This is a genomic window from Aeromonas sp. MR16 (genome assembly GCF_022549315.1).
Taxonomy (GTDB): Bacteria; Pseudomonadota; Gammaproteobacteria; order Enterobacterales; family Aeromonadaceae; genus Aeromonas; species Aeromonas aquatica.
This window is the reverse complement of record NZ_JAKZFK010000018.1, coordinates 43,196-65,338: the sequence shown is the minus strand read 5'-3', so window position 1 is coordinate 65,338 and position 22,143 is coordinate 43,196. Positions and strand designations below refer to the sequence as shown.

The 22,143-nt window shown below is 62.4% G+C and carries 19 protein-coding genes; 12 read left to right on the top strand and 7 right to left on the bottom strand.

Features of this window, described 5'->3' with window-relative positions:
- The first annotated feature begins 349 nt into the window (after positions 1-349).
- Positions 350-958: a thiol:disulfide interchange protein DsbA/DsbL gene (locus MM194_RS14065; RefSeq protein ID WP_033129041.1), complete on the top strand. Its 609-nt coding sequence runs from the start codon at positions 350-352 to the stop codon at positions 956-958.
- A gap of 65 nt (positions 959-1,023) precedes the next feature.
- Here the strand turns inward: MM194_RS14065 and pncB are convergent, their stop codons facing one another.
- Together pncB and MM194_RS14055 are read right to left on the bottom strand one after the other, a co-directional pair.
- Positions 1,024-2,202 carry a nicotinate phosphoribosyltransferase gene (pncB, locus tag MM194_RS14060; protein ID WP_042654440.1) on the bottom strand — a complete coding sequence of 393 codons (1,179 nt, stop codon included), beginning with the start codon at positions 2,200-2,202 and terminating at the stop codon, positions 1,024-1,026.
- 180 nt (positions 2,203-2,382) lie between these two features.
- A complete protein-coding gene (locus MM194_RS14055; protein WP_241343896.1) occupies positions 2,383-3,018 on the bottom strand; it encodes a nicotinamidase in 636 nt (211 codons plus the stop codon).
- 74 nt (positions 3,019-3,092) lie between these two features.
- Between MM194_RS14055 and MM194_RS14050 the strand changes: the two genes are divergently transcribed.
- Genes MM194_RS14050 through MM194_RS14040 form a run of 3 tightly spaced genes read left to right on the top strand, consistent with a single transcriptional unit; the run spans position 3,093 to position 4,536 of the window.
- Positions 3,093-3,743, top strand: a complete 651-nt coding sequence (locus tag MM194_RS14050) for a DNA mismatch repair protein MutT (protein ID WP_241343895.1) — start codon at positions 3,093-3,095, stop codon at positions 3,741-3,743.
- A complete protein-coding gene (locus MM194_RS14045; RefSeq protein WP_241343894.1) occupies positions 3,740-4,081 on the top strand; it encodes a hypothetical protein in 342 nt (113 codons plus the stop codon). Before MM194_RS14050 ends, MM194_RS14045 begins: the two co-directional genes overlap by 4 nt.
- On the top strand, positions 4,063-4,536 hold the full coding sequence (locus MM194_RS14040) for a DUF523 domain-containing protein (protein ID WP_241343893.1): 474 nt from the start codon (positions 4,063-4,065) through the stop codon (positions 4,534-4,536). Before MM194_RS14045 ends, MM194_RS14040 begins: the two co-directional genes overlap by 19 nt.
- On the opposite strand, the gene MM194_RS14035 is transcribed toward MM194_RS14040, so the two are convergent.
- The 3 genes from MM194_RS14035 to MM194_RS14025 all read right to left on the bottom strand — a co-directional run bounded on the left by MM194_RS14035 (position 4,482) and on the right by MM194_RS14025 (position 7,996).
- On the bottom strand, positions 4,482-5,435 hold the full coding sequence (locus MM194_RS14035) for an acyltransferase (RefSeq protein WP_241343892.1): 954 nt from the start codon (positions 5,433-5,435) through the stop codon (positions 4,482-4,484). The genes MM194_RS14040 and MM194_RS14035 overlap by 55 nt on opposite strands.
- A gap of 9 nt (positions 5,436-5,444) precedes the next feature.
- The gene (locus MM194_RS14030) at positions 5,445-6,344 is read right to left on the bottom strand and encodes an acyltransferase (protein WP_033129035.1); all 900 of its coding nucleotides are present in this window, start codon (positions 6,342-6,344) and stop codon (positions 5,445-5,447) included.
- Between the two features lie 137 nt (positions 6,345-6,481).
- The gene (locus tag MM194_RS14025) at positions 6,482-7,996 is read right to left on the bottom strand and encodes a YifB family Mg chelatase-like AAA ATPase (protein ID WP_042654435.1); all 1,515 of its coding nucleotides are present in this window, start codon (positions 7,994-7,996) and stop codon (positions 6,482-6,484) included.
- A 382-nt stretch (positions 7,997-8,378) separates the two neighbouring features.
- Between MM194_RS14025 and ilvG the strand changes: the two genes are divergently transcribed.
- The 5 genes from ilvG to ilvA all read left to right on the top strand — a co-directional run bounded on the left by ilvG (position 8,379) and on the right by ilvA (position 14,938).
- Complete coding sequence (ilvG, locus tag MM194_RS14020; RefSeq protein WP_241343891.1) at positions 8,379-10,025, top strand: acetolactate synthase 2 catalytic subunit; 1,647 nt, start codon at positions 8,379-8,381, stop codon at positions 10,023-10,025.
- Positions 10,022-10,282, top strand: coding sequence for an acetolactate synthase 2 small subunit (gene ilvM, locus MM194_RS14015; RefSeq protein ID WP_241343890.1), 261 nt, complete (start codon positions 10,022-10,024; stop codon positions 10,280-10,282). The genes ilvG and ilvM overlap by 4 nt, the downstream gene beginning before the upstream one ends.
- A 12-nt stretch (positions 10,283-10,294) precedes the next feature.
- Entirely contained in the window at positions 10,295-11,227 is a 933-nt protein-coding gene (locus tag MM194_RS14010) for a branched-chain amino acid transaminase (RefSeq protein ID WP_241343889.1), read from the top strand.
- A 226-nt stretch (positions 11,228-11,453) separates the two neighbouring features.
- Positions 11,454-13,295 (top strand): dihydroxy-acid dehydratase, encoded by a 1,842-nt coding sequence (ilvD, locus tag MM194_RS14005; RefSeq protein WP_241343888.1) that lies wholly within the window; start codon positions 11,454-11,456, stop codon positions 13,293-13,295.
- 104 nt (positions 13,296-13,399) lie between these two features.
- The gene (gene ilvA / locus MM194_RS14000; protein ID WP_241343887.1) at positions 13,400-14,938 is read left to right on the top strand and encodes a threonine ammonia-lyase, biosynthetic; all 1,539 of its coding nucleotides are present in this window, start codon (positions 13,400-13,402) and stop codon (positions 14,936-14,938) included.
- Positions 14,939-14,969: 31 nt separating this feature from the next.
- Here ilvA and MM194_RS13995 read toward each other — a convergent pair whose 3' ends face one another.
- Positions 14,970-15,854: a DMT family transporter gene (locus tag MM194_RS13995; protein WP_241343886.1), complete on the bottom strand. Its 885-nt coding sequence runs from the start codon at positions 15,852-15,854 to the stop codon at positions 14,970-14,972.
- Between the two features lie 504 nt (positions 15,855-16,358).
- Here MM194_RS13995 and ompA point away from each other — a divergent pair.
- Positions 16,359-17,480, top strand: a complete 1,122-nt coding sequence (gene ompA / locus MM194_RS13990) for a porin OmpA (protein WP_033129051.1) — start codon at positions 16,359-16,361, stop codon at positions 17,478-17,480.
- A 225-nt stretch (positions 17,481-17,705) separates the two neighbouring features.
- Here the strand turns inward: ompA and priA are convergent, their stop codons facing one another.
- Complete coding sequence (gene priA / locus MM194_RS13985; RefSeq protein WP_033129050.1) at positions 17,706-19,913, bottom strand: primosomal protein N'; 2,208 nt, start codon at positions 19,911-19,913, stop codon at positions 17,706-17,708.
- A gap of 146 nt (positions 19,914-20,059) precedes the next feature.
- Between priA and rpmE the strand changes: the two genes are divergently transcribed.
- Positions 20,060-20,275 carry a 50S ribosomal protein L31 gene (gene rpmE / locus MM194_RS13980; RefSeq protein WP_033129027.1) on the top strand — a complete coding sequence of 72 codons (216 nt, stop codon included), beginning with the start codon at positions 20,060-20,062 and terminating at the stop codon, positions 20,273-20,275.
- Between the two features lie 274 nt (positions 20,276-20,549).
- Positions 20,550-21,983, top strand: a complete 1,434-nt coding sequence (locus MM194_RS13975) for a DUF2867 domain-containing protein (RefSeq protein ID WP_241343885.1) — start codon at positions 20,550-20,552, stop codon at positions 21,981-21,983.
- Positions 21,984-22,143 lie beyond the last annotated feature (160 nt).

Here is a 22,143-nt window from a genome sequence, read left to right as displayed (position 1 = left end):
AGGCCTTGAAGGCCTCGCCGCTGAGCCTGATGCCGGACTGGTGAGACCCGTGAATCGTCATGGGAGCAGCGGTTCGCCAGCCCTCTGTATGACCAGCTGGAGGCCTTGAAGGCCTCGCCGCTGAGCCTGATGCCGGACTGGTGAGATGAACCTGCCCGGGTTGTTTATCTGCAAGAGGGGGAGGAGCCTTGGTCGTCCTCCTCTGCCATTGACGATAGGGCTGTGACGCAGCCAATGCCTTGCACTGCCAGCCCGCCTTTGTCATTGACGTTGGCAGAGGGACACAATAGGCTTGGACTGCTTCGGTTCGCCGGGCGTGCCTCACAGTGATCCCTTAACAGGAAACGTCATGAAAAAAGTACTATTTTTCCTCGCTGCCATGCTGATGATCCCCATGGTTCACGCCGCCCCGGAATTCAAGGAAGGCGTCAACTATGACGTGGTCAAGCAGACCGGCAGTGCCCAACCTGAAGTGCTGGAGTTCTTCTCCTACCTCTGCCCGCACTGCGCCAAGTTCGAACCGATCGCCGAGGATCTGAAGAAGAGCCTGCCGGAAGGCGTGCCGATGAAGAAGAACCCGGTGGCCTTCCTGGGTCGTGAGATGGGTCCTGAGTTCCAGCGTGCCTACGCCGTTGCGAACCTGCTGAACGTCGAAGGCAAGCTGACCCCGGTCATCTTCGACAAGATCCACACCCAGAAGCAGGTTCCGCAGAGCCGCGGTGATCTGAAGCAGATCTTCGTGGACAGCGGCGTGCCGGCCGAAGAGTTCGACGGCGCCGTCGACAGCTTCGCCGTGTCCGGCATGGTTTCCCAGTTCGATCGCAACACCGAGACCTACAACGTGCGCGGTGTGCCGGCCTTCCTGGTCAATGGCAAGTACATGGTGAAGATTGAATCCATCACTTCCCAGGAGCAGTTCAACCAGCTGGTGAAATTCCTGCTGGCCAAGAAAGACTGATCCCGTCTGACCCCATAAAAAAAGCCCGCCGGTGCAAACCGGCGGGCTTTTTGTTTTTCCGACATTCAGACCCCGACGTGGAAGGCCTGCTTGAGGTTGCGGATGAAGTCCGCATCCCGGCACAGGGTCTTGCCCGGGCTGTCGGAGATCTTGGCGACCGGGCCACCGTTGCACTCCATCAGCTTGAAGACGATGTTCATCGGGCTGACGCCGGGCAGATCGCAGGTGAGCTTGGTGCCGATGCCGAAGCTGGTGTTGATGCGGCCGCGGAAGTGGCGGAACAGCTGCACCGCCTTGTCGAGGTTGAGGCCGTCGGAGAACACCAGCGTCTTGTCTCTGGGGTCTATGCCGAGCCGCTGATAGTGGCTGATGGCCTTCTCGCCCCACACCACGGGATCGCCGGAGTCGTGGCGCAGGCCCTGGTAGCGGCTGGCCAGCTCGAAGTCGAAGTCGCGCAGGAAGGCATCCATGGTGATGCAGTCGGTCAGGGCGATGCCGAGGTGGTTGGTGAACTCATCCAGCCAGCTGGTGAGGGCCGCGCGCTGGCTGTGCTCCAGCGGGAAGCCGAGCTGCTGGTGGGCCTGGAACCATTCGTGGGCCTGGGTGCCCACCGCCGGCAGCCGGTATTTCTGAGCCAGCTGGTAGTTGCTGGTGCCCTTGAATGCCGGCAGGCGCTCCTTGAGACGGCCCACCACGGCGTCCTGCACCGCGTGGGAGAAGCGGCGGCGGGTACCGAAGTCGATGAGGTTGAAATCCTGCATCTCCGCCGGGCTCAGCTCATGCTCCAGCTTGTCGATCTTCTGATCCAGCCGATCCAGCGCCTGGCTCACCCCGAACTGGGGATAGCGAAAGCGGTTGCGCATCTCGCTGATGATGGCGAGCACAGGGATTTCCCACAGGATCACGTCCTGCCAGGGGCCCTCGACCCGCACATTGATGCGACCATCCTGCTCGAACACCCGCAGCAGGGAGGCATCGAGCGGCTTGCGGCGCAGGTGATCGAGGTAATCGGCGGTGAAGAAGGGGCGCTCGGCCAGGAAGTCGAGCTCGGGCTTGGTCAGCCGCAGGGAGCCGGCGAGGTGCAGCTGCTCCTCGATCTGGCCCATCATGGGCAGCAGATCCTCTTCGTTGCGGCTGTGGAACTCGGCCACCACCTCGGCATCCGGATAGCGATGGAACACGGCCTGCTGCATGTGCAGCTTGTAGGCGTCGGTGTCGAGCAGGCTGGTGAGAATCGGCGGCATATCAGACTCCCCGCAGGCTGGTGAGCGCGATGACGTTCCCCTGCCGCATAGGTAATTTGCAGGCGTCGGTGTCGAGCAGGCTGGTGAGGATAGGAGGCATATCAGTATCCTGGCAGGCGGGTGACCTGCCGCATGGGTAAGTTGCAGGCGCCGGGCAGGCTGGTGAGAGTGATGGGCATGTCAGGCGTCCAGCAGGCGTTGTACATCGGTCAGGGTCTGGACCAGTTCGGCGCCAGCCTCGATCATCTGGGTGCGGGCCTGGGCCACAGTCCCAGGGCTGATGCCACGGCAGGCGTCGAGATGGACTATCACCCGCAGGCCGGCCCGGCGCAGTTGCAACACGCTGGTCTTGACGCAGTAGTCGGTGGCGAGGCCGCCGACCAGCACAGTGCTGACGCCGCGGGACTGCAGAAACTCGATGAGGCCTGTGCTGCGCCGCTCGGCCAGGTCGTGGAAGCAGGCGCCGTAGGGATGCAGATCCGGCTCGACCCCCTTCCAGACGAAGAAGTCGTAATCGATGGGGGCGGGCAGGCCGTCCAGCAGCTCGAAGCCAGGGGTGCCCGGCACGCAGTGCACCGGCCAGCTGAGGTCGGCGTTGGGCAGATCCAGCGGCTGCAGCATGTCGGCGGGGTCAGAGACGGCCCAGGCGGCATTGCGGGGATGGGCATCCTTGCTGCCTGCCCGCAGGCTGGCGAGGGTTGCCTGGGCGTTGAGTGCAGCCACAATCGCATCCCCGCCCGCGACGGGCAGTTCGTTCGGGCAGAGGGGGGTGAAACCCTTCTGCGCATCAATATCCAGGCTGGCGACGGTTCCCATGATTGGCTCCTGCACATACTATCCTTGTGATATTATCTACCAAACATTATTGGAAGGCGAGCAGGTCAGTCAGGATGCCGAGAATGAGTCTGGATATGGTGGTGCTGCGGTTGAACGAGGAGCGGCTCGAGCTGCTCCTCGAGACCCGCGATCGCCCCCCCTTTGCCCATAGCTGGCAGTTGCCCGCGCTGCGCATCGACGAGACGCGGGACCGGGATCTGGACGCCGCCCGCCATCGCCTGCTGGCGGAGTGGGGGCTGGGCCACTGCTACAGCGAGCAGGTCTGCACCCTCGGCAATCTGGAGCGGGATCCTCGCGGCTGGTCCACCACCCTGGTCTACCTGTGCCTGGTCGAGCCGGAGGTGGAGGTGGTGCGCGGCTGCTGGCATCCGCTCTCGGTCTTGCCGGGCCTCGGCCTCGCCTTCGACCACGGCCAGCTGATCGCCAAGGGGCTGGAGCGGCTGCGCATCAAGAGCCGCTACAGCACCCTGCCACTGCAACTGCTTGGCCCCGAGTTCACCCTCTCCGAGGTGCAGCGCGCCTTCGAGGTCATCCTGCAGACCCCGATGAACACGGCGGCGTTTCGCAAGCGCATCCACCGCGCCGATATCCTGGTGGATACCGGCCGCAAGCGCACCGGCAAGCAGCGTCCCGCCATCCTCTACCGGTTGGAGAGCCCCTGCTGCGTGATGTTTGATCAGGTGATGCACGGAGCGGAAGCATGAGTGAGAGCACTGTTGCTATGAACTACAAAGTGAAACTTTCATTAACTGTGCGGAATCTAGATAACACCTGTTTTTGTAGTGGTTCCAAAGAACTTAACTTGCCTTTTGCACCATTTGCTGGGCTTCGTTTGCATGAAGAAATGCAAGTTTACACTCTGGCTGCCATTGGCTGGGCGGATCATGAGCAGTGCTTTTATGCTTCTGTAGAAATGAGTGAAGAGCAGTTATCCGATGGAGATCTGATAGATATGGATTTCATTGTTGAAACGGCAAAAGGTTCCGGGTGGGTTGGCTTCAATAAAATTTTTAAGGCGCAGGTGTGCGGGAAAGAATTTTAGTTAGTGCTTGCCTGCTCGGGCAGCCGGTGCGGTATGACGGTCAGAGCAAGGGGATCCTCAGTGACTGGCTGAGCACGCTGGGGGCCGAGGGGCGCACCCTGGCCTTCTGCCCCGAGGTGGCCGGTGGCCTGCCGACCCCGCGCCCGCCCGCCGAGCGGCAGGGGGAGCTGGTGGTGACTCAGTCTGGGCTGGACGTGACCGCCGAATTCGATCACGGTGCCGAGCTGGCGTTGCGGCTCTGCCAGAGCCAGGGGATCCGCTTCGCGCTGCTCAAGGAGGGGAGCCCCTCCTGCGGCAGTGGTCGCATCTACAACGGCCGCTTCGAGGGAGTTTCGGTGGCGGGCGAGGGCAAGACCACGGCCCTGCTGCGGCGCCACGGCATCGCTGTCTTCTCGGAGGATCAGCTGCCCGAGCTGGCCTCGGCGCTCACCTTGGCGACCACCGCCTCGACCTGAGCCGCCGCATCGGTCTCCTGCCACTGCGCCAGCACCCTGTCCTTCTCCTGCCAGCGTTGGTTCAGCCACTGCTGGAAGCCCCGCTTGAACTGCTTGTCGTTGAAGTAATCCCCCACCAGCGGCTCGTCGACGGGCAGCTCCTCGATGCGCACCCGAATGCGCTTCATCCGCCCCATCAGGAAGTCCTTGAACGGGGTCTCGGCGTTGTCTGGATAGCTGATGGTGACGTTGATCAGGCTGTCGAACTGCTCCCCCATGGCGGCCAGGGTGAAGGCCAGCCCCGCCGCCTTGGGCGGCATCAGATGACGGTAGGCTGAGCGCACCGCATCCCGCTTGGACTCGGTGAAGCGGGTGCCTTCCACGAAGTTGATGACGGTGGTGGGGATGTGGCGAAACTTCTCGCAGGCGTTGCGGGTGGTCTCTATGTCCTTGCCGCGCAGGTGCGGGTTGCGCAGCAGGAATGCCCGCGAGTAGCGGCGCATGAAGGGCATGTCCAGCCCCCAGCAGGCCAATCCCATCAGCGGGATGTAGATCAGCTCGTGCTTCATGAAGAACTTGGGCACCGGCAGCCGGTCCCTGAACAGATGGCCCAGCACCACTATGTCGGTCCAGCTCAGATGGTTGCTGACGATCAGATACCAGCCATCCTTGCGCAATCGGGTGTCGTCTTCGATCTGCCACTCGATGCGGGTGGTGAGGTGGATCACCAGGGCGTTGCAGCTCAGCCAGAAGCGCATGATGCCGTTGTTGATCCGGCTGCAGGCGTGGCTGAGGCCCGGGATCGGCAGCAGCTTGATCAGCGACACCAGCAGGATCAGGCTGGAGACCAGGATGATGAACAATATGGTCAGGCTGGCGCTGATGAGCAGCACCAGCGGGCCGGGAAGAAAGGTGAGCATGGGTGTCGTTTACTGTGTCTCGTCCGCCAGCAGTTGGCTCAGGGTCTGATCCTTCTCGTGCCAGATCCCGTTCAACCACTGTTGAAACTCTTGTTGGAACTCGGGGTCATTGAAGTAATCCCCCACCAGATTGCGTTCGATCGGCAGATAGCGCACCCGAACCTTGATTTCCCTGACTCGCCCGCACATGAAGTCCCAGTAACTGGGGATGCCGCCCGGATAGGCGATGGTCACATCCACCAGCTGGTGCAGTTGATCCCCCATGGCCGCCAGGGTAAAGGCGACCCCGCCCGCCCTCGGGTGCAGCAGATGGCGATAGGGGGCGGCCTGCTTGTCATGCTTGTGGGCGGTGAAGCGGGTGCCCTCCACGAAGTTCATCACGCTCACCGGAATGTGGCGGAACTTGGCACAGGCCTTACGGGTTGTTTCTATGTCCTTTCCCTTCAGATGAGGGCGTTTTTCCAGAAATTTCCGGGAATAACGTCGCATGAAGGGGAAATCCAGCGCCCACCAGGCCAGACCGAGAAAAGGTACCCAAATCAGTTCTTTCTTGAGGAAAAACTTCAGGAAGGGGATTTTCTGATTAAAAATCCGCTGCAATACCAGTATGTCGACCCAGGATTGATGGTTGGCAATCACCATATACCACTCATTCCGGCGCCCTTTGTCCACTCCGACCACCTCAAAAGTGGTTCTGATGATGACTTTCTGGATCAGATTGTTGAAACCTATCCAGCAGCTGGCGCAGCCATCCAGCAGGGCGTTGCAGAGGGTGCGCCAGCCCCTGATCGGCAGCAGCAGCTTGACCAGGCCGAGCAGCAGTATGGGGACAAACCAGAACAGGGTATTGAGAAAATAGAGCAGGGTCGAGAGGCTGCCGCGCAGTCGCTCTATCAGCTTGTTTTGCATGAATCGAGTCCGTCTTCTTGTCTGTGGATGACCACCAAGTGGTCAGATCTGTGGCCATAATATCAGCCGATGGCGCGCTAAACCATGTCTGGCAGCCACGGACCACATAGGACTCACTTTCCCATAATCCCAGTCATTCAGCCGCTGCGCAGGCGGGAGAGCAGCCGATCCATGGCCCTGTAGCCGAGCGCCTCGATCAGGTGCTCCTTCTCGATGGCGGGCCGGCCCGCCAGATCCGCTATGGTGCGCGACACCCGCAGTATGCGGTGCCAGGCCCGGATGCTGAGCCCCAGCTTCTGGATGGCGCTCTCCAGAAACTCGGCATCTTGCGGCGATAGTCGGCAAATATCTTCGATCTCACGGCTATCAAGCAGGTTGTTGAGCTTGCCATTGCGGCTCAGCATCCGCTCCCGCGCCGCCAGCACCCGCTCCCGGATCTGGCGGCTCGGCTCACCGCGCTCCGCCTTGCCGGTGAGGCTGCCCTTGGGCAGCAGCGGTACCTCCACCGTCAGATCGAAGCGATCCAGGAAGGGACCTGAGAGCTTGCCGAGATAGCGCAGGATCTGATCCGGGCTGGAGCGGGTCTGGCCGTCCCCATAGTGGCCGCAGGGGCTGGGATTCATGGCGCCGATCAGCTGGAAGCGGGCGGGGAAATCCACCTGTCTGGCGGCCCGGCTGATGGTGATGTGGCCGGTCTCCAGCGGCTCGCGCAGGGAGTCGAGCACCTTGCGCTCGAACTCCGGCAGCTCGTCGAGAAACAGCACCCCGTTGTGAGCCAGCGAGATCTCGCCGGGTCTCGGGTGGCTGCCTCCTCCCACCAGGGCCACGGCGGAGGCGCTGTGATGGGGCGTGCGATAGGGCCTGTGGTGCCAGTGGCCGACCCGGGGGGTGAGTCCGCCGATGGAGTGGATGGCGGCGGTCTGCTGCGCCTCCTGCTCGCTCAGCGGCGGCAAGATGCCGGGCAAGCGGCTCGCCAGCATGCTCTTGCCGGTGCCGGGGGGGCCTATGAACAGCAGGTTGTGGCTGCCGGCGGCGGCGATCTCCAGCGCCCGCTTGGCCTGGGACTGGCCGATCACGTCCTGCAGATCCGGCACGTCGGGCAGCGTCTCCGTGCTTTGGGGCTCCGGCAGCGGCAGCTCGTACTGGCCCGCCAACCAGGCTGTCACCGCCAGCAACTGATGGGCGGTGCGCACCTCCGCATCCTGGATGAGCGAGGCCTCGGGGCCGTTCTCCCGCGGCACCAGCAGGGTGCGGCCCGCATCGCGGCAGGCGAGCACCGCGGGCAGCACCCCGAGCACGGGACGGATCTCGCCGGTCAGGGCCAGCTCCCCCAAAAATTCATGATCGAGCAGGTATTTTGCCGGTATCTGCTTGGAAGCGGCGAGAATGCCGATGGCGATGGCCAGATCGAAACGGCCCCCCTCCTTGGGCAGATCGGCGGGGGCCAGGTTGACCGTGATGTGCTTGCTCGGGAACTCGAAGTTGCCGTTGAGCAGGGCGCTGCGCACCCGATCCCGCGACTCCTTCACCGAGGTTTCCGGTAATCCCACCATGTTGAAGGCGGGCAACCCGTTGGATAAATGGACTTCTACCGTGACTTGCGGCGCCGCGATCCCCAGGCTGGCACGGCTATAAACCACAGCTAATGACATAAATCCCGTCCTTGGTTTGATGTATGTGCTGGTTAACCGTTTTTTATTAGTTTTTTGTGCCAGTCAGAGGCCGTCGGCGCGCTTGAAATCAGAGTCTTGTCAGCTAAAAACGCTTGCCCAATAAAAATCACCGTGCTAGTTCTAATAGCCATTCGCGGTGCAAACCGCCCCCATTTCACAGGATTTCCGGTTGTAACTATGAACATGGCCTCCCGTTTCGTCAGCATTATTGTGGTCCTAGTGGTGATTATTATCTCACCGCTCGGGGCTCGTTTAGCTGCACGGAACAAGGGATAGACCCACCACCGGACAGAACGAAACAAGCGACCCCCGAGCCTCACGGCTCGGGGGTTTTTTTTCGACCAAAGGACAGGATTTCCACATGAACGGCGCGCAGTTTTTGGTACAGGCTCTCAAGAAACAGGGTGTGACCCAGGTGTTTGGTTACCCGGGCGGGGCCATCATGCCGGTCTACGATGCCCTGTATGACGGTGGTCTGGCCCATCAGCTCTGCCGCCACGAGCAGGGTGCCGCCATGGCGGCGGTGGGCTATGCCCGCGCCTCCGGCCGGGTGGGGGTCTGCATCGCCACCTCGGGCCCCGGTGCCACCAACCTGGTGACCGGCCTGGCGGAGGCGCTGCTCGACTCGGTGCCGCTGGTGGCCATCAGTGGCCAGGTAGCTTGCGCCGCGGTGGGCACCGATGCCTTCCAGGAGGTGGATGTACTTGGCATGTCCCTCTCCTGCACCAAGCACTCCTTCATGGTCACCGACCCCGCCGACTTGGGGCGTGTGCTGGCCGAAGCCTTCGCCATCGCTACCGAAGGCCGCCCCGGTCCCGTGCTCATCGATTTTCCCAAGGATATCCAGCTGGCCACCGTGCCTGCCCTGAGCCCGCTGTTTGCGGTGGTGGAGCCGGAGGCCCTCAACCCGGCCGAGATCGGCGCCGCCCGCGCCCTGCTGGCGGCCGCCGAGCGCCCCGTGCTCTACGTCGGGGGCGGGGTCGGCATGGCCAATGCCGAGGCCGAGCTGCGCGAGTTTGCCGCCGCCAGCGGCATGCCGGCGGTCACCACCCTCAAGGGGATAGGGGCGCTGGATCCCGACAGCCCCGTCTATCTCGGCATGCTCGGCATGCACGGCACCAAGGCCGCCAACTACGCGGTGCAGCAGTGCGATCTGCTGCTGGTGGTGGGCGCCCGTTTCGATGATCGGGTGACCGGCAAGCTGGACGAGTTCGCCCCCCACGCCAGGGTGGTCCATCTGGACGTGGACGCCGCCGAGTTCGGCAAGCGACGCGCCGCCGAGGTGGGCATCACCACGGATCTGAGGCTGGTGCTGCCGGCGCTGGCCATGGCCCTCGACATCGCCCCCTGGCGTGAGCACTGCGCCGCCATGGCACGGGAATATGCGTTTCGCTACGACCACCCCGGCCAGCCCATCTACGCCCCGGCCCTGCTCAAGCAGCTCTCCGAGCGTCTGCCCGAGAGCAGCGTGGTGGCCTGCGATGTGGGCCAGCACCAGATGTGGGTGGCCCAGCACATGCGCTTCACCAGCCCGCGCAACCATCTCTCCAGCGCCGGCCTCGGCACCATGGGCTTCGGCCTGCCCGCCGCCATCGGCGCCAAGATGTCGCGGCCGGATGATGAGGTGGTGCTGGTGAGCGGTGACGGCTCCTTCATGATGAATGTGCAGGAGCTCGGCACCATACGCCGCGCCCAGCTCAAGGTGAAAATGGTGCTGATCGACAACCAGCGTCTCGGCATGGTGCGCCAGTGGCAGGAGCTGTTCTTCGACGGCCGCTACAGCGAGACCATACTCTCGGACAACCCGGATTTCATCGCCCTGGCCGCCGCGTTCGGCATCCCCGGCGAGACCATCAGCTGCAAGGCGGAGATAGCGCCGGCGCTGGGCCGTCTGCTGGCGAGCGAGAGCGCCTACCTGCTGCATGTCGCGATTTCAGAGGAAGAAAACGTCTGGCCCCTGGTGCCACCAGGAGTCGCCAACCACAAGATGATGGAGCAACGCCCATGAACCAGCACACATTGCATATTCACGCCCAGCCGAGACCCGAAGTGATGGAGCGGGTGCTGCGGGTGGTGCGCCACCGCGGCTTCGCCCTCTGCGCCCTCACTATGGAAACGAGAGCGGAGCAGGATTGCCAACAGCTGCGGATCACGGTTACTGTCGAGTCGGTGCGTCCCATCCAGCAGTTGTGGAGCCAGCTGGTCAAGCTGGTGGACGTCTCCCGGGTCGATGCACTGGAACAGCAGCCCCGGATCAGCGCTTAAGGAGCAAAGCCAATGTCACAGCCTTCCCATCCTCAATACATCTGGTTCAACGGCAAACTGGTGCCCTGGCAAGATGCCCAGGTCCACGTCATGAGCCACGCCCTGCACTACGGCTCCTCGGTGTTCGAGGGGGTGCGTGCCTACGATACCCCCAAGGGGACCTGCATCTTCCGTCTGCAGGAGCACACCCGCCGCCTGTTCGACTCCGCCAGGATCTACTGGATGGACGTGCCCTACAGCGAGGCCGAGGTGAATGACGCCTGCCGCACCGTGGTGCGCGAGAACGGCCTCAAAAGAGGCTATCTGCGTCCGCTGGCCTTTGTCGGCAACGTGGGGCTGGGGCTGCATCCGCCGCTGGATGCCAAGGCGGATCTCATGGTCGCAGCCCTGCCCTGGGGCGCCTACCTCGGCGAGGAGGGGCTCAAAAACGGGGTGGATGTGTGCGTCACCTCCTGGAGCCGGCTCGCGCCCAACACCATCCCCACCGGTGCCAAGGCCGGCGGCAACTATCTCTCATCCCAGCTGATCAGCAGGGAGGCCAAGCGCAACGGCTTCGCCGAGGGGCTGGCGCTGGACGTGAACGGCTACCTGAGCGAGGGGGCGGGGGAGAACCTGTTCCTGGTGAAGAACGGCGTGCTGTTCACCCCGCCCGCCACCGCCGCCATCCTGCCCGGCATCACCCGCGACACCATAATGACGCTGGCTAAAGATCTGGGCTATGAGGTGCGCGAGCAGGCGCTGCCGCGCGAAGCCCTGTACGTGGCGGACGAGATCTTCATGACCGGCACCGCCGCCGAGGTGACCCCGGTGCGTTCCGTCGATCGGATGAAGGTGGGCGCTGGCAGCCGTGGCCCGGTGACCGAGCAGTTGCAGAATGCCTTCTTCGGCCTGTTCAACGGTCAGACCGAGGACAAATGGAACTGGTTGACCCCAGTTAACGATTGAATCAGCGGGGCAGCATTTGCCCCCATGCAACGGCCAGACCGAGGACAAGTGGGGCTGGCTGACCCCGGTCAACGACTGACCGAAGGCTGAGCGGGCGATCCGTCGCCCGCTCTCAGACCAGAGTCGGCTGTGGCAAGGGCAGATCCTTTGCCACAACCGATTTGCAGTGACAGTTTTGCATCACTAATTTGCCCAACCGGGCTCATGTATTCAGGGAGTAGAGACAATGCCGAAGTTGAGATCCGCCACCACCACCCACGGACGTAACATGGCCGGGGCCCGTGCCCTCTGGCGCGCCACCGGCATGACCGACCAGGATTTCGGCAAGCCCATCATCGCCGTGGTCAACTCCTTTACCCAGTTCGTGCCCGGTCACGTGCACCTCAAGGATCTCGGCCAGCTGGTGGCCCGGGAGATCGAGGCGGCCGGTGGCGTCGCCAAGGAGTTCAACACCATAGCCGTGGATGACGGCATCGCCATGGGCCACGGCGGCATGCTCTATTCGCTGCCCTCCCGCGAATTGATCGCCGACTCCGTGGAGTACATGGTCAACGCCCACTGCGCCGACGCCATGGTCTGCATCTCCAACTGCGACAAGATCACCCCGGGGATGCTGATGGCCGCCCTGCGCATCAACATCCCGGTGATCTTCGTCTCCGGCGGCCCCATGGAGGCGGGCAAGACCAAGCTGTCGGATCAGATCATCAAGTTGGATCTGGTGGACGCCATGATCCAGGGTGCCGATCCCAAGGTGTCCGACGCCCAGAGCGATCAGATAGAGCGCAGCGCCTGTCCCACCTGCGGCTCCTGCTCCGGCATGTTCACCGCCAACTCCATGAACTGTCTGACCGAGGCGCTGGGCCTCTCCCAGCCGGGCAACGGCTCCATGCTGGCGACTCACTCCGATCGGGAGCAGCTGTTCAAGCTGGCGGGTCAGCGCATCGTCGCCCTGGCGAATCGTTACTACCAGCAGGACGACGAGAGCGCCCTGCCGCGCAACATCGCCACCAAGGCGGCGTTTGAGAACGCCATGGCGCTGGACATCGCCATGGGCGGCTCCACCAACACCGTGCTGCACCTGCTGGCGGCGGCCCAGGAGGCCGGGGTGGACTTCACCATGACCGACATCGATCGCATGTCCCGCCGGGTGCCCCAGTTGTGCAAGGTGGCGCCTTCCACCCAGAAGTACCACATGGAAGACGTGCACCGCGCCGGTGGCGTGGTCGCCATCCTGGGCCAGCTGGAGAAGGCCGGGCTGGTGCACGGCGACACCCGCAACGTGCTCGGCACCAGCTTGCACGAGCTGCTGGAGCAGTACGACGTCAGCCGCTGCGATGACAAGGCGGTGCACGACTTCTATCGCGCCGGCCCGGCCGGCATCCGCACCACCAAGGCGTTCAGCCAGAGCTGCCGCTGGCCCGAGCTGGACCTGGACCGCGCCGAGGGCTGCATCCGCTCGCTGGACAACGCCTACAGCCTGGAAGGGGGCCTGGCCGTGCTATCCGGCAACCTCGCCCTTAACGGCGCCATCGTCAAGACCGCCGGGGTGGATGAGGAGAACCTCTGCTTCCGCGGCCCGGCCCGGGTGTTCGAGAGCCAGGACACGGCGGTGGCCGGCATTCTGGATGGCACTGTGCAGGCAGGTGAGGTGGTGGTGATCCGCTACGAAGGGCCCAAGGGTGGCCCCGGCATGCAGGAGATGCTCTACCCCACCACCTATCTCAAATCCATGGGGCTCGGCAAGGCGTGCGCACTGATCACCGACGGCCGCTTCTCCGGCGGCACCTCGGGCCTCTCCATCGGTCACGTCTCCCCCGAGGCGGCCTCCGGCGGCACCATAGGCCTGGTGGAAGATGGCGACATCATCAACATCAACATCCCGGCCCGCAGCATGGTGCTGGAAGTGGCCGACAGCGTGCTGGCCACGCGCCGCGCCGCCGTCGAGGCCCGTGGCTGGAAGCCGCTGAATCGTCAGCGTCAGGTCTCCTACGCCCTGCGTGCCTACGCCATGCTCGCCACCAGCGCCGACAAGGGCGCGGTGCGTGACCTCAGCAAGCTGGAGGAGTGATCATGAGCACGACGACAGATCATTTATGCAAAGTGCTGCTCGCCTCCTCCTGTGCCGACAAGGGGTTGGTGTGGCGCGATCTCAGCAAGCTGGAGGAATAGGACATGGTTTCAGCGGCAGATTATCTACGCAAGGTGTTGCTCTCCCCCGTCTACGAGGCGGCGCGGGTGACTCCTCTGCAGACCCTCAAGAAGCTCTCCGAGCGGCTCGGCAACCAGGTCTCCCTCAAGCGGGAAGACTTGCAACCGGTACACTCCTTCAAGCTGCGCGGCGCCTATCACAAGATCGCCACCCTGACCCAGGAGCAGAAGGATCACGGTGTCATCGCCGCCTCTGCTGGCAACCATGCCCAGGGGGTGGCGCTGTCGGCGGCCAAGCTCGGCATCAAGGCCATCATAGTGATGCCCAAGACCACACCGGACATCAAGATCGATGCGGTGCGCCGGCTGGGCGGCAACGTCATGCTGTTTGGCAACAGCTTCGACGAGGCCTACGGCGAGAGTCGCCGTCTCGCCGAGCTGGAGGGCTATACCCTGATACCGCCGTTCGACGACGTCGAGGTGATCGCGGGCCAGGGCACCATCGGCAAGGAGCTGCTGGAGCAGGACACCCACCTCACCCACGTGTTCGTGCCGGTGGGCGGCGGCGGCCTGGCCGCCGGGGTGGCGGTCTACATCAAGCAACTGCTGCCGGACGTGAAGGTGATAGGGGTGGAAGCAGAGGGCTCCGCCTGCCTCAAGGCCGCGCTGGCGGCCGGTGAGCCGGTCAACCTGGAGCGGGTCTCGCTGTTTGCGGACGGGGTGGCGGTCAGGCGCATCGGTGAGGAGACCTTCCGCCTGTGCAACCAGTATCTGGACGAGGTGGTGACCGTCTCCAACGACCAGATCTGCGCCGCCTTGAAGGACATCTTCGACGACTGCCGCGCCATCGCCGAGCCGTCGGGTGCCCTGTCGCTGGCGGGACTCAAGGCCTACAGTGAGCGGGAGCAGGTCAAGGGCGGCCGGATGGCGGCCATCCTTTCCGGTGCCAACGTCAACTTCCACAGTCTGCGCTATGTGTCGGAGCGCTGCGAGATCGGCGAGAAGCGCGAGGGCATGCTGGCGGTGACCATCCCGGAGCGCAAGGGTGCCTTCCTCGACTTCTGTCGTCAGCTCGGCCCACGCATGGTGACCGAGTTTAACTACCGCTACGCCGATGCGGCTCAGGCCTCCCTGTTCGTGTCGGTGCGCCTCAGCGGGGGCGACGAGGAGCTCGGCCAGATCATCGATCAGCTCGGTGGCAACGGTTACCCCGTGGTCAACATGACAGAGAGCGAGCTGGCCAAGAACCACGTGCGTTACATGATTGGCGGCCGCCCTGCCCGGCCCCTCGGTGAGCGTCTCTACAGCTTCAAGTTCCCGGAGCAGCCGGGCGCCCTGATGCGCTTCCTGGAGACCCTCGGCTGTCGCTGGAACATCAGCCTGTTCCACTACCGCAACCACGGTGCCGACTATGGCCGGGTGCTCTGTGCCTTCGAGCTGCCGGACGAGGACGTGGCCGCCTTCCACGACTACCTGCACGAGATTGGCTACGGCTGGAAGGAGGTGAGCGAGGACCCCGCCTACAGGTTGTTCCTGGCGAGTGGCGATGAACGCATGAAGTGATTAAAAAGAGGGAAGTATCAACTTCCCTCTTTTATATTTTCACGAGAGCACTTTTTTCAGATGTGCGCCGAGTTGGTAGATTGAATAGCTTGATAGAGGCGATGACTATTAGTGCCCCCATAATAGTTGTTGTTGTAATTTCAGTATCGAAAACAATGAAATCAAAGAGCATGGTTAATATTGGCACCAGATAGAAGAGGACGCTGACCTTGCTCGCCGAGTTTCTCTGGATCATATAGAACAACAGTAATACGGCCCCGGTGGAAACGACCACTATCATCCATGATAAGGAGAAGACGAAGTTTGGGGTCCAGTTCACATGCCATCCGATAACGAGGGAAGTGGCTACGAAGACGAGGGAGGCACAACCATTCTGGATCATGCCTGACTCCAGTGGCGTCATGGGGATCGTCTTCTGGCAGAGAGAACCTATGCTGATCGCCATTACCGAGAGGAGTGCAAAGATAACACCCAAGGGAGTGACATGACTGACATCTTTGGCTCCAAAGATCGCAAGTCCCAGGCCTGAGAAGCCGATCATAAGAATCAGTAGTTTATAGGGTGATGCCTTATCTCCACCGAGCAATATGGTCAGAATGGGTTGCAAGCCGAGGACGATGGAGACCAGACCCGGCGAGAGTTCATAACGAATGGACAAGAAATAAAAGGCTTGGTAGAAGACTTGCAACAGGAGGCCTGTTACCTCCACTCTGGCAAGTATGCTTGGTGTTAATTTTGTTTTACTGTTTATTTTAAAACAGAGATAGACCACCCCCATCAGTAGAAATGCACCTGTAGCCCTAAGGGTCAGGAAGGACCACACAGATGCGTTCTCCAATCCCATCTTGACGAAGATGGCACCACTACTCCACATCAATAAAAATAAAATAGGAGCTAATCGTTCCAGATAGTTCATGTGTCCAGGTGCCTGTCATCGATTCATGGTGTAATACAGTTTCACCGCTGAGTGAGTCATATTTATTCTGCTGTCTTGGGCGCGCACGAGGCACGGAACCAATCATTAGACATTTATTGGTATTTTTCTTTGACAGGCGAGGCGTATCCCATCAAATGCCCCTTGTCATAAATACATCGAGACATTCCTATGCGGATAGCATCATTATTATTTGGATGTTATCCGAACGACTGGTGGGGGTCAAACGGATTTGATTATGGTCTGGCATATGCAATGCAGCCATGATCAAAGGACGACAGGGTACTGGGCGAATGGGATCTATTCCCTTGAATATCAGGAAGAAGGCCGCCTTGGTCTCAGAATGTAAGCGAGCTCACACTCCCGAGAGTTTTGTCATTTGAGGCTAGTGACAGATGGGATAATCTCAGTGTGAGGCTTGGGTTCTGGGCCTCGTCAGGGAAGAGAGACGCAACGCGTCATAACAATTCATTGCAGGGGCTCATCATGAACAAGTCTACGCTTGCCGTGCTCGTCGGCGGCCTGATGGCAACGGGGGCGGTGCAGGCCGCCGCTCAGGACAACACCTGGTACGTCGGTGGCAAGGCCGGCTGGTCCAATTACTACGGGGTGGATTACGACTCCCAGATCGAAAACATGCTGGACGCCGCCAAGGTGGACGAGAACAGCGATGACCTGGGGCTGGGTGCCTTCGTGGGCTATCAGGTCAACCGCAATGTGGCCGTCGAGCTGGGGTATGACTGGCTCGGCAAGTACCAGATAGACCGGCATTACAACGGCAATGGCATAGATTCCGGCTTGGAGGGCGATGCTAAGGCCCAGATGGTGCAGGCCACTATGCGGATCATATTGCCGGCGACCTCGGCACTGGATATCTATGGCCGACTGGGAGGGGCCTATGCCTGGACCGACAGCTCCATCAATGCCTGGTACAACGATGGCCTCAATTCTCTGTCGGAGTCGAACAGTGGCAGCTACCACGGTGCCGCCTTTGTGGGGGCATTGGGCATCGAATACGCCATCGACAAGGACTGGGCCGCCCGCCTCGAGTACCAATACACCACGCCGCTCGGTAAAACCTCTCCCGGGGAGTCGGGCATAGAGATGGACAACGGTCTGCTGTCGGTCGGCATGCTCTATCGCTTCGGCCAGATCGGTGACGAGCCGGTGGCGCCCGTGCCCGCCCCGGAACCCGCGCCAGCCCCCGTGCTGGTGGAGAAGCAGTTCAGCCTGGATTCGGATGTGCTGTTCGAATTCAACAAGGCGACCCTGAAACCCGAGGCCAGCCAGGCACTGGACAACCTGTTTGCCCAGATCCTGGCCGCCAATCCGAAGGATGGGGTGGCCACGGTGATCGGCCACACCGACCGCATCGGCTCGGATGCCTACAACCAGTCCCTGTCTGAGCAACGAGCCCGCAGCGTGGCGGATTATCTCATCGCCAAGGGTCTGTTTGCCGACAAGGTGCGTGCCGAGGGGCGTGGTGAATCTTCCCCGGTGACGGGGGGCAGTTGCCCGGATGGTGCCAAGGCGCAGATGATCGCCTGTCTGGCCCCGGATCGCCGGGTCGAGGTGCGGCTGACCGGGGTCTCCCAGGCCGCCGAATAAGCCGGAGCCGTCATGGGGTAAAAACAACGAGGGGGCCAAGGTCCCCTCGTTGCGTTCTGGTTCTCCCCCTCATCCCCCAACCCTTCTCCCGCGAGGGGAGAAGGGAGCAAAGACGCCATGGCGGGTGCGCACTATCGCAAGATCCGTAGGTTTGATTAGCCGCGAAGCGGCGTAGTCAGACGCACGATAAGGAAAACGCTGCTGGCGGCTCGTGATGGCGGCGGTTTAATTCAACTCCGTGGGATCTATATCCAGGCTCCAGCGCACCTTCTTGGTCTCTGGCCAGCCGTCCAGCTCCTTGACCACCCAATCCAGCAACTGCGCGAGCGGGGTCCGGTTAGGCCCCTGTACCAGCAACTGCATGCGGAACTTGCCCGCCTTGCGTTCCATGAAGCCGCTGATGGGCCCCAGCACCTGCACCTGAGGGTAGTGGGCGCCACGCAGGGTATCGGCGAGGCGGCCGAGGAACAGCTGCACCTCGTCGCGACCGTTGGCTTCGGCCCGGAACAGTCCCTGATAGCTGAACGGCGGCAATCCCAGCAGGCGGCGCTCCTTGAGCGCCGTGTCGGCGAAGTGTCCGTAGCCGTTCTGGGTCAGATCCTGCAGCAGGGCGTGCTCCGGGTGATGGCTCTGCAGCACCACCAGCCCTGGCTTGCTGGCGCGACCGGCGCGGCCCGCCACCTGGGTGTAGAGCTGGGCCAGCTTCTCGGCGGCGCGAAAATCGGCGCTGAACAGGGCGCCATCCACGTCCAGCAGGCCGACCAGGGTCACGTCCGGGAAGTGGTGACCCTTGGCCAGCATCTGGGTGCCGATCAGGATCTTGTACTTGCCCGCCTTGATGTCGCCGAGGTGGGTCTCCAGCTCTCCCTTGCGGCGAGTGTTGTCCCTGTCGATGCGCACAACAGGATATTGCGGGAAAACGGTGGTGAGCAGTTGTTCCAGCTGCTCGGTGCCGACCCCGGAGCCGACCAGCTCGTTGCTGCCGCACGAGGGGCAGTGGTGGGGCAGGGGGCGAACGCTGTCGCAGTGATGGCAGTGCAGTCGCCGTCCGGCCTGGTGCCAGGTGTACCAGGCATCGCAGCGCTCGCAGGCGGCGCTCCAGCCGCACTGGTGGCAGATAAGGGCCGGGGCATAGCCGCGGCGGTTGAGAAACAGCATCACCTGGTTGCCCGCCGCCAGATGTTCCGCCATCAGCTGCTCGAGCTGGGGGGATAACCCGGCCTGCAGCCGCACGCTCTTGATGTCCAGGATCACCTGGCGGGCGGTCTGGGCGTTGCCGGCACGCCGGGTCAGGTGAAGATGGTGATACTTGCCGGTGCGGGCGTTGTGCAGCGTCTCCAGAGACGGGGTGGCCGAGCCGAGCAGTATGGGAATACCGGCGCGATGGGCCCGCATCACCGCGAGATCCCGGGCGTGATAGCGGAAGCCGTCCTGTTGCTTGAAGGAGCCGTCGTGCTCCTCGTCGATGATGATGATGCCGAGATCCTTGAACGGCGTGAACACGGCGGAGCGGGTGCCGATCAGGATGGCGGCGCCACCGTCGCGGCAGGCGAGCCAGGCATCGAGCCGCTCCCTGTCGTTCATGGCGGAGTTCATCGCCACCACGGGCACCTGGAAGCGGCGGCGGAAGCGGTTGATGGTCTGAGGGGTGAGACCGATCTCCGGCACCATCACCAGCGCCTGCTTGCCTGCCTTGAGCAGGGGCTCGAGGATGCTCAAGTAAACTTCGGTCTTGCCGGAGCCGGTGATGCCATCCAGCAGGAAGGCGCCGAACCTGTCGCTCTGGCTGGTGACGGCGGCCACCGCCAGCGCCTGCTCGCCATTGAGGCGCAGCCCTTCCCCCGCATCGAAACGGGTCGCCCAGTCCCCTTCATGGCTCGGCTCCAGGCTGCGTTTCTCTAGCAAGCCCTTCTTCGCCAGGGCGTTGAGCGCCGGGCTCTGGATCTCCTCCTGCTTGAGGGCGGACGGGGTCTGCGGCCCCTTGCGCAGCCAGGCCAGGGCCTGCTGCTGCTTGGGGGAGCGTTTGAGTTCGTTGAGATCGATTGCCATCCCCGCGTCGGTGGCAAACCAGAACTCCAGCTCCCGGTAGGCGGCGGACTCGCCCTTGCGCACCAGCACCGGCAGGGCGTGGGGCAGCACCTCTCCCAGCGGATGCTGGTAGTAGTTGGCGCTCCAGGCCATCAGCGCCAGAATGTCCGGCCCCAGCACCGGCTCGCTGTCCAGCACCCGTTTAATGGGCTTGAGCTTGTTGCGCGGCACCTGGCTCTCGGTCGGATGGGCCACCACCAGGCCGACCAGGGTCTGGGGGCCGAAGGGGATCTCGACCCGACAACCGGGGGCAGGCAGGGGCAGGGGGGAGAGATAGTCGAAGTGACGGCGTAACGGCACCGGTACTGCGACACGAACCAGATCAAGCGTTTGCGATGAATCCACCAAGGGCTGCCTATTTTTTCTGCGAAGCTACTTGCCTGATCTCAGGCATTTCCTATATTATTCGCAGCCTTTGAAACTGTGTTCAACAATCGTGTGGTGTCCGACAAGAGATCGGATGGCGACACGGCCTATTATCGAGGTTGTCCATGAAAGCTAATATCCATCCCGAGTACGTCGCCATCACCTGCAAATGCTCTTGCGGTAACGTCATCAATACCTTCTCTACCCTGGGTAAAGATCTGAACCTGGACGTGTGCTCTGCCTGCCACCCGTTCTATACCGGCAAGCAGAAAGAAGTTTCTAGCGGCGGCCGCGTAGACAAGTTCAACAAGCGTTTCGGTGGTCTGACTGCCAAGAAGTAATCTTACTTCTAAAGAATTCTGAAAAAGGCGCCCAATGGGCGCCTTTTTTATTGCGCAGCGTTCTGTATTGCAACGCTTTGCCCTATGGTGGGACTCTCCCTTCTCCCCTTGCGGGAGAAGGGGACGCTAAGTGAATGGGAAAAACAGGGAGTGAGCGGATGCGAAATTGTCTGGTGATGGGGGCGGCTGGCTACCATATGGATTCTTATCTGGTGCCCTATCTGCCGATAGCGGGCTCCTTATGCCTGGTTCGGACAAAACAGGGAAAATGCCGATGAGAAACTGTCTGGTGATGGGAGCAGCTGGTTACATAGGTTCCTACCTGGTGCCTCATCTGCAGGGGCTGGGCTATCGGGTGATCGCCGGGGCCCGCCGTCCCTGCCGCCTGCCGGAGGGGGTGGAGTTTCGTCTCGCCGACAGCCTCAAACCCGCCACCCTGCCACCGGCGCTGGCCGGGGTCGATACAGTCTTCTATCTGGTGCATGCCATGGGGGCCGGCGCCGGTTTCCACCGGCTGGAGCAGCAGGGGGTGAAGAACTTCGCCGCCGCCGCCCGTGCCGCCGGGGTGCGGCGCATCATCTATCTCGGTGCCATCCAGCCGGAGCGCTGCAACAGCCGCCACCTCAACTCCCGTCGCCACTGCGGCGAGCTGTTTCGCGAGGCGGAGGTGCCGACGGTGGAGCTGCGGGCCGGCATCATCATCGGGCCCGGCTCTGCCGCCTTCGAGGTGATGCGGGATCTGGTGTTCAACCTGCCCATGATGGTCACCCCCAGGTGGGTGCGCTCCCGCACGCCTCCCATCGCACTCTCCAATTTGCTGCACTATCTGGTCGGGCTGGTGGAGGCCGAGGGAGTGGAGGGCCAGGTGTTCAACGCCGCCGGGCCCGAGCTGCTCAGCTACCAGCAGCAGTTGCAGAAGTTTGCCGCCCACATCGGCAAGCGTTGCCCCATCATCCCCATCCCCTTGTTGAGCCCCCGCCTCTCCGCTTGGTGGCTGCAATTTGCCACCTCGGTGCCCCAACCCATTGCCAAGGCGCTGGTGGGCGGGCTCAAGCACGACATCCCGGCGGACGACGGCCCGCTGCGAGCGCTGCTGCCCCAGCACCTGCTCAGCTTCGACGAGGCGCTGACCGAGAGTCTGGCGCTGGAGCAGAAGCTCGGCGCCGAGCAGCAGGGGGAGGAGACGCCGCTCGGCCTGCGCTGGCGCCATCCCGAGTACGGCTTCTACGATCGCACCGCGAGCGGGGAGGCCGACTGCCTCGCCGCCCCCGAGGTGGTGTGGCAGGTGTTGCAACAGCTCGGCGGTGAGCAGCGCTATTTCTACATGAACGAATTGTGGGTGGTGCGTGAGTGGATGGATCACCTGATCGGTGGCCCGGCACTGACCCGGGGCCGCACCAACCCGGCGCAGTTCGTGAAGGGGGACATGCTGGACTCCTGGCAGATCCTCGGGGTGGATGAGGGACGCAGGCTGGATCTGCTGTTCAACATGAAGGCGCCGGGGGTGGGGCGGCTGGAGTTCAACATACTGCCGCAGGAATCCGGCCTGACCCGGCTCAAGGTGACCGCCCACTGGCATCCCCAGGGCGCCTGGGGGCTGGCCTACTGGCTCGCCATGCTGCCGTTCCACCTCTTCATCTTCCAGGGGATGACCGAGGCCATCGCCCGCCAGGCGGAGCAGAGGGCCGGCATACCCGTGATGGATTGAAACCAGATCTATAACTAAATAGGTATTGTTGTGTGGTGCAACATGCTGCTGGCTGCCTGGTTGGTGGTATTTTGTAATGTTTTCTGCTGTAAAAGCAGGAAGGTTTTCTTTATGATCCCCAGCCCTCGCCAGCGGCGAGCCATGCACCACCACATTCACT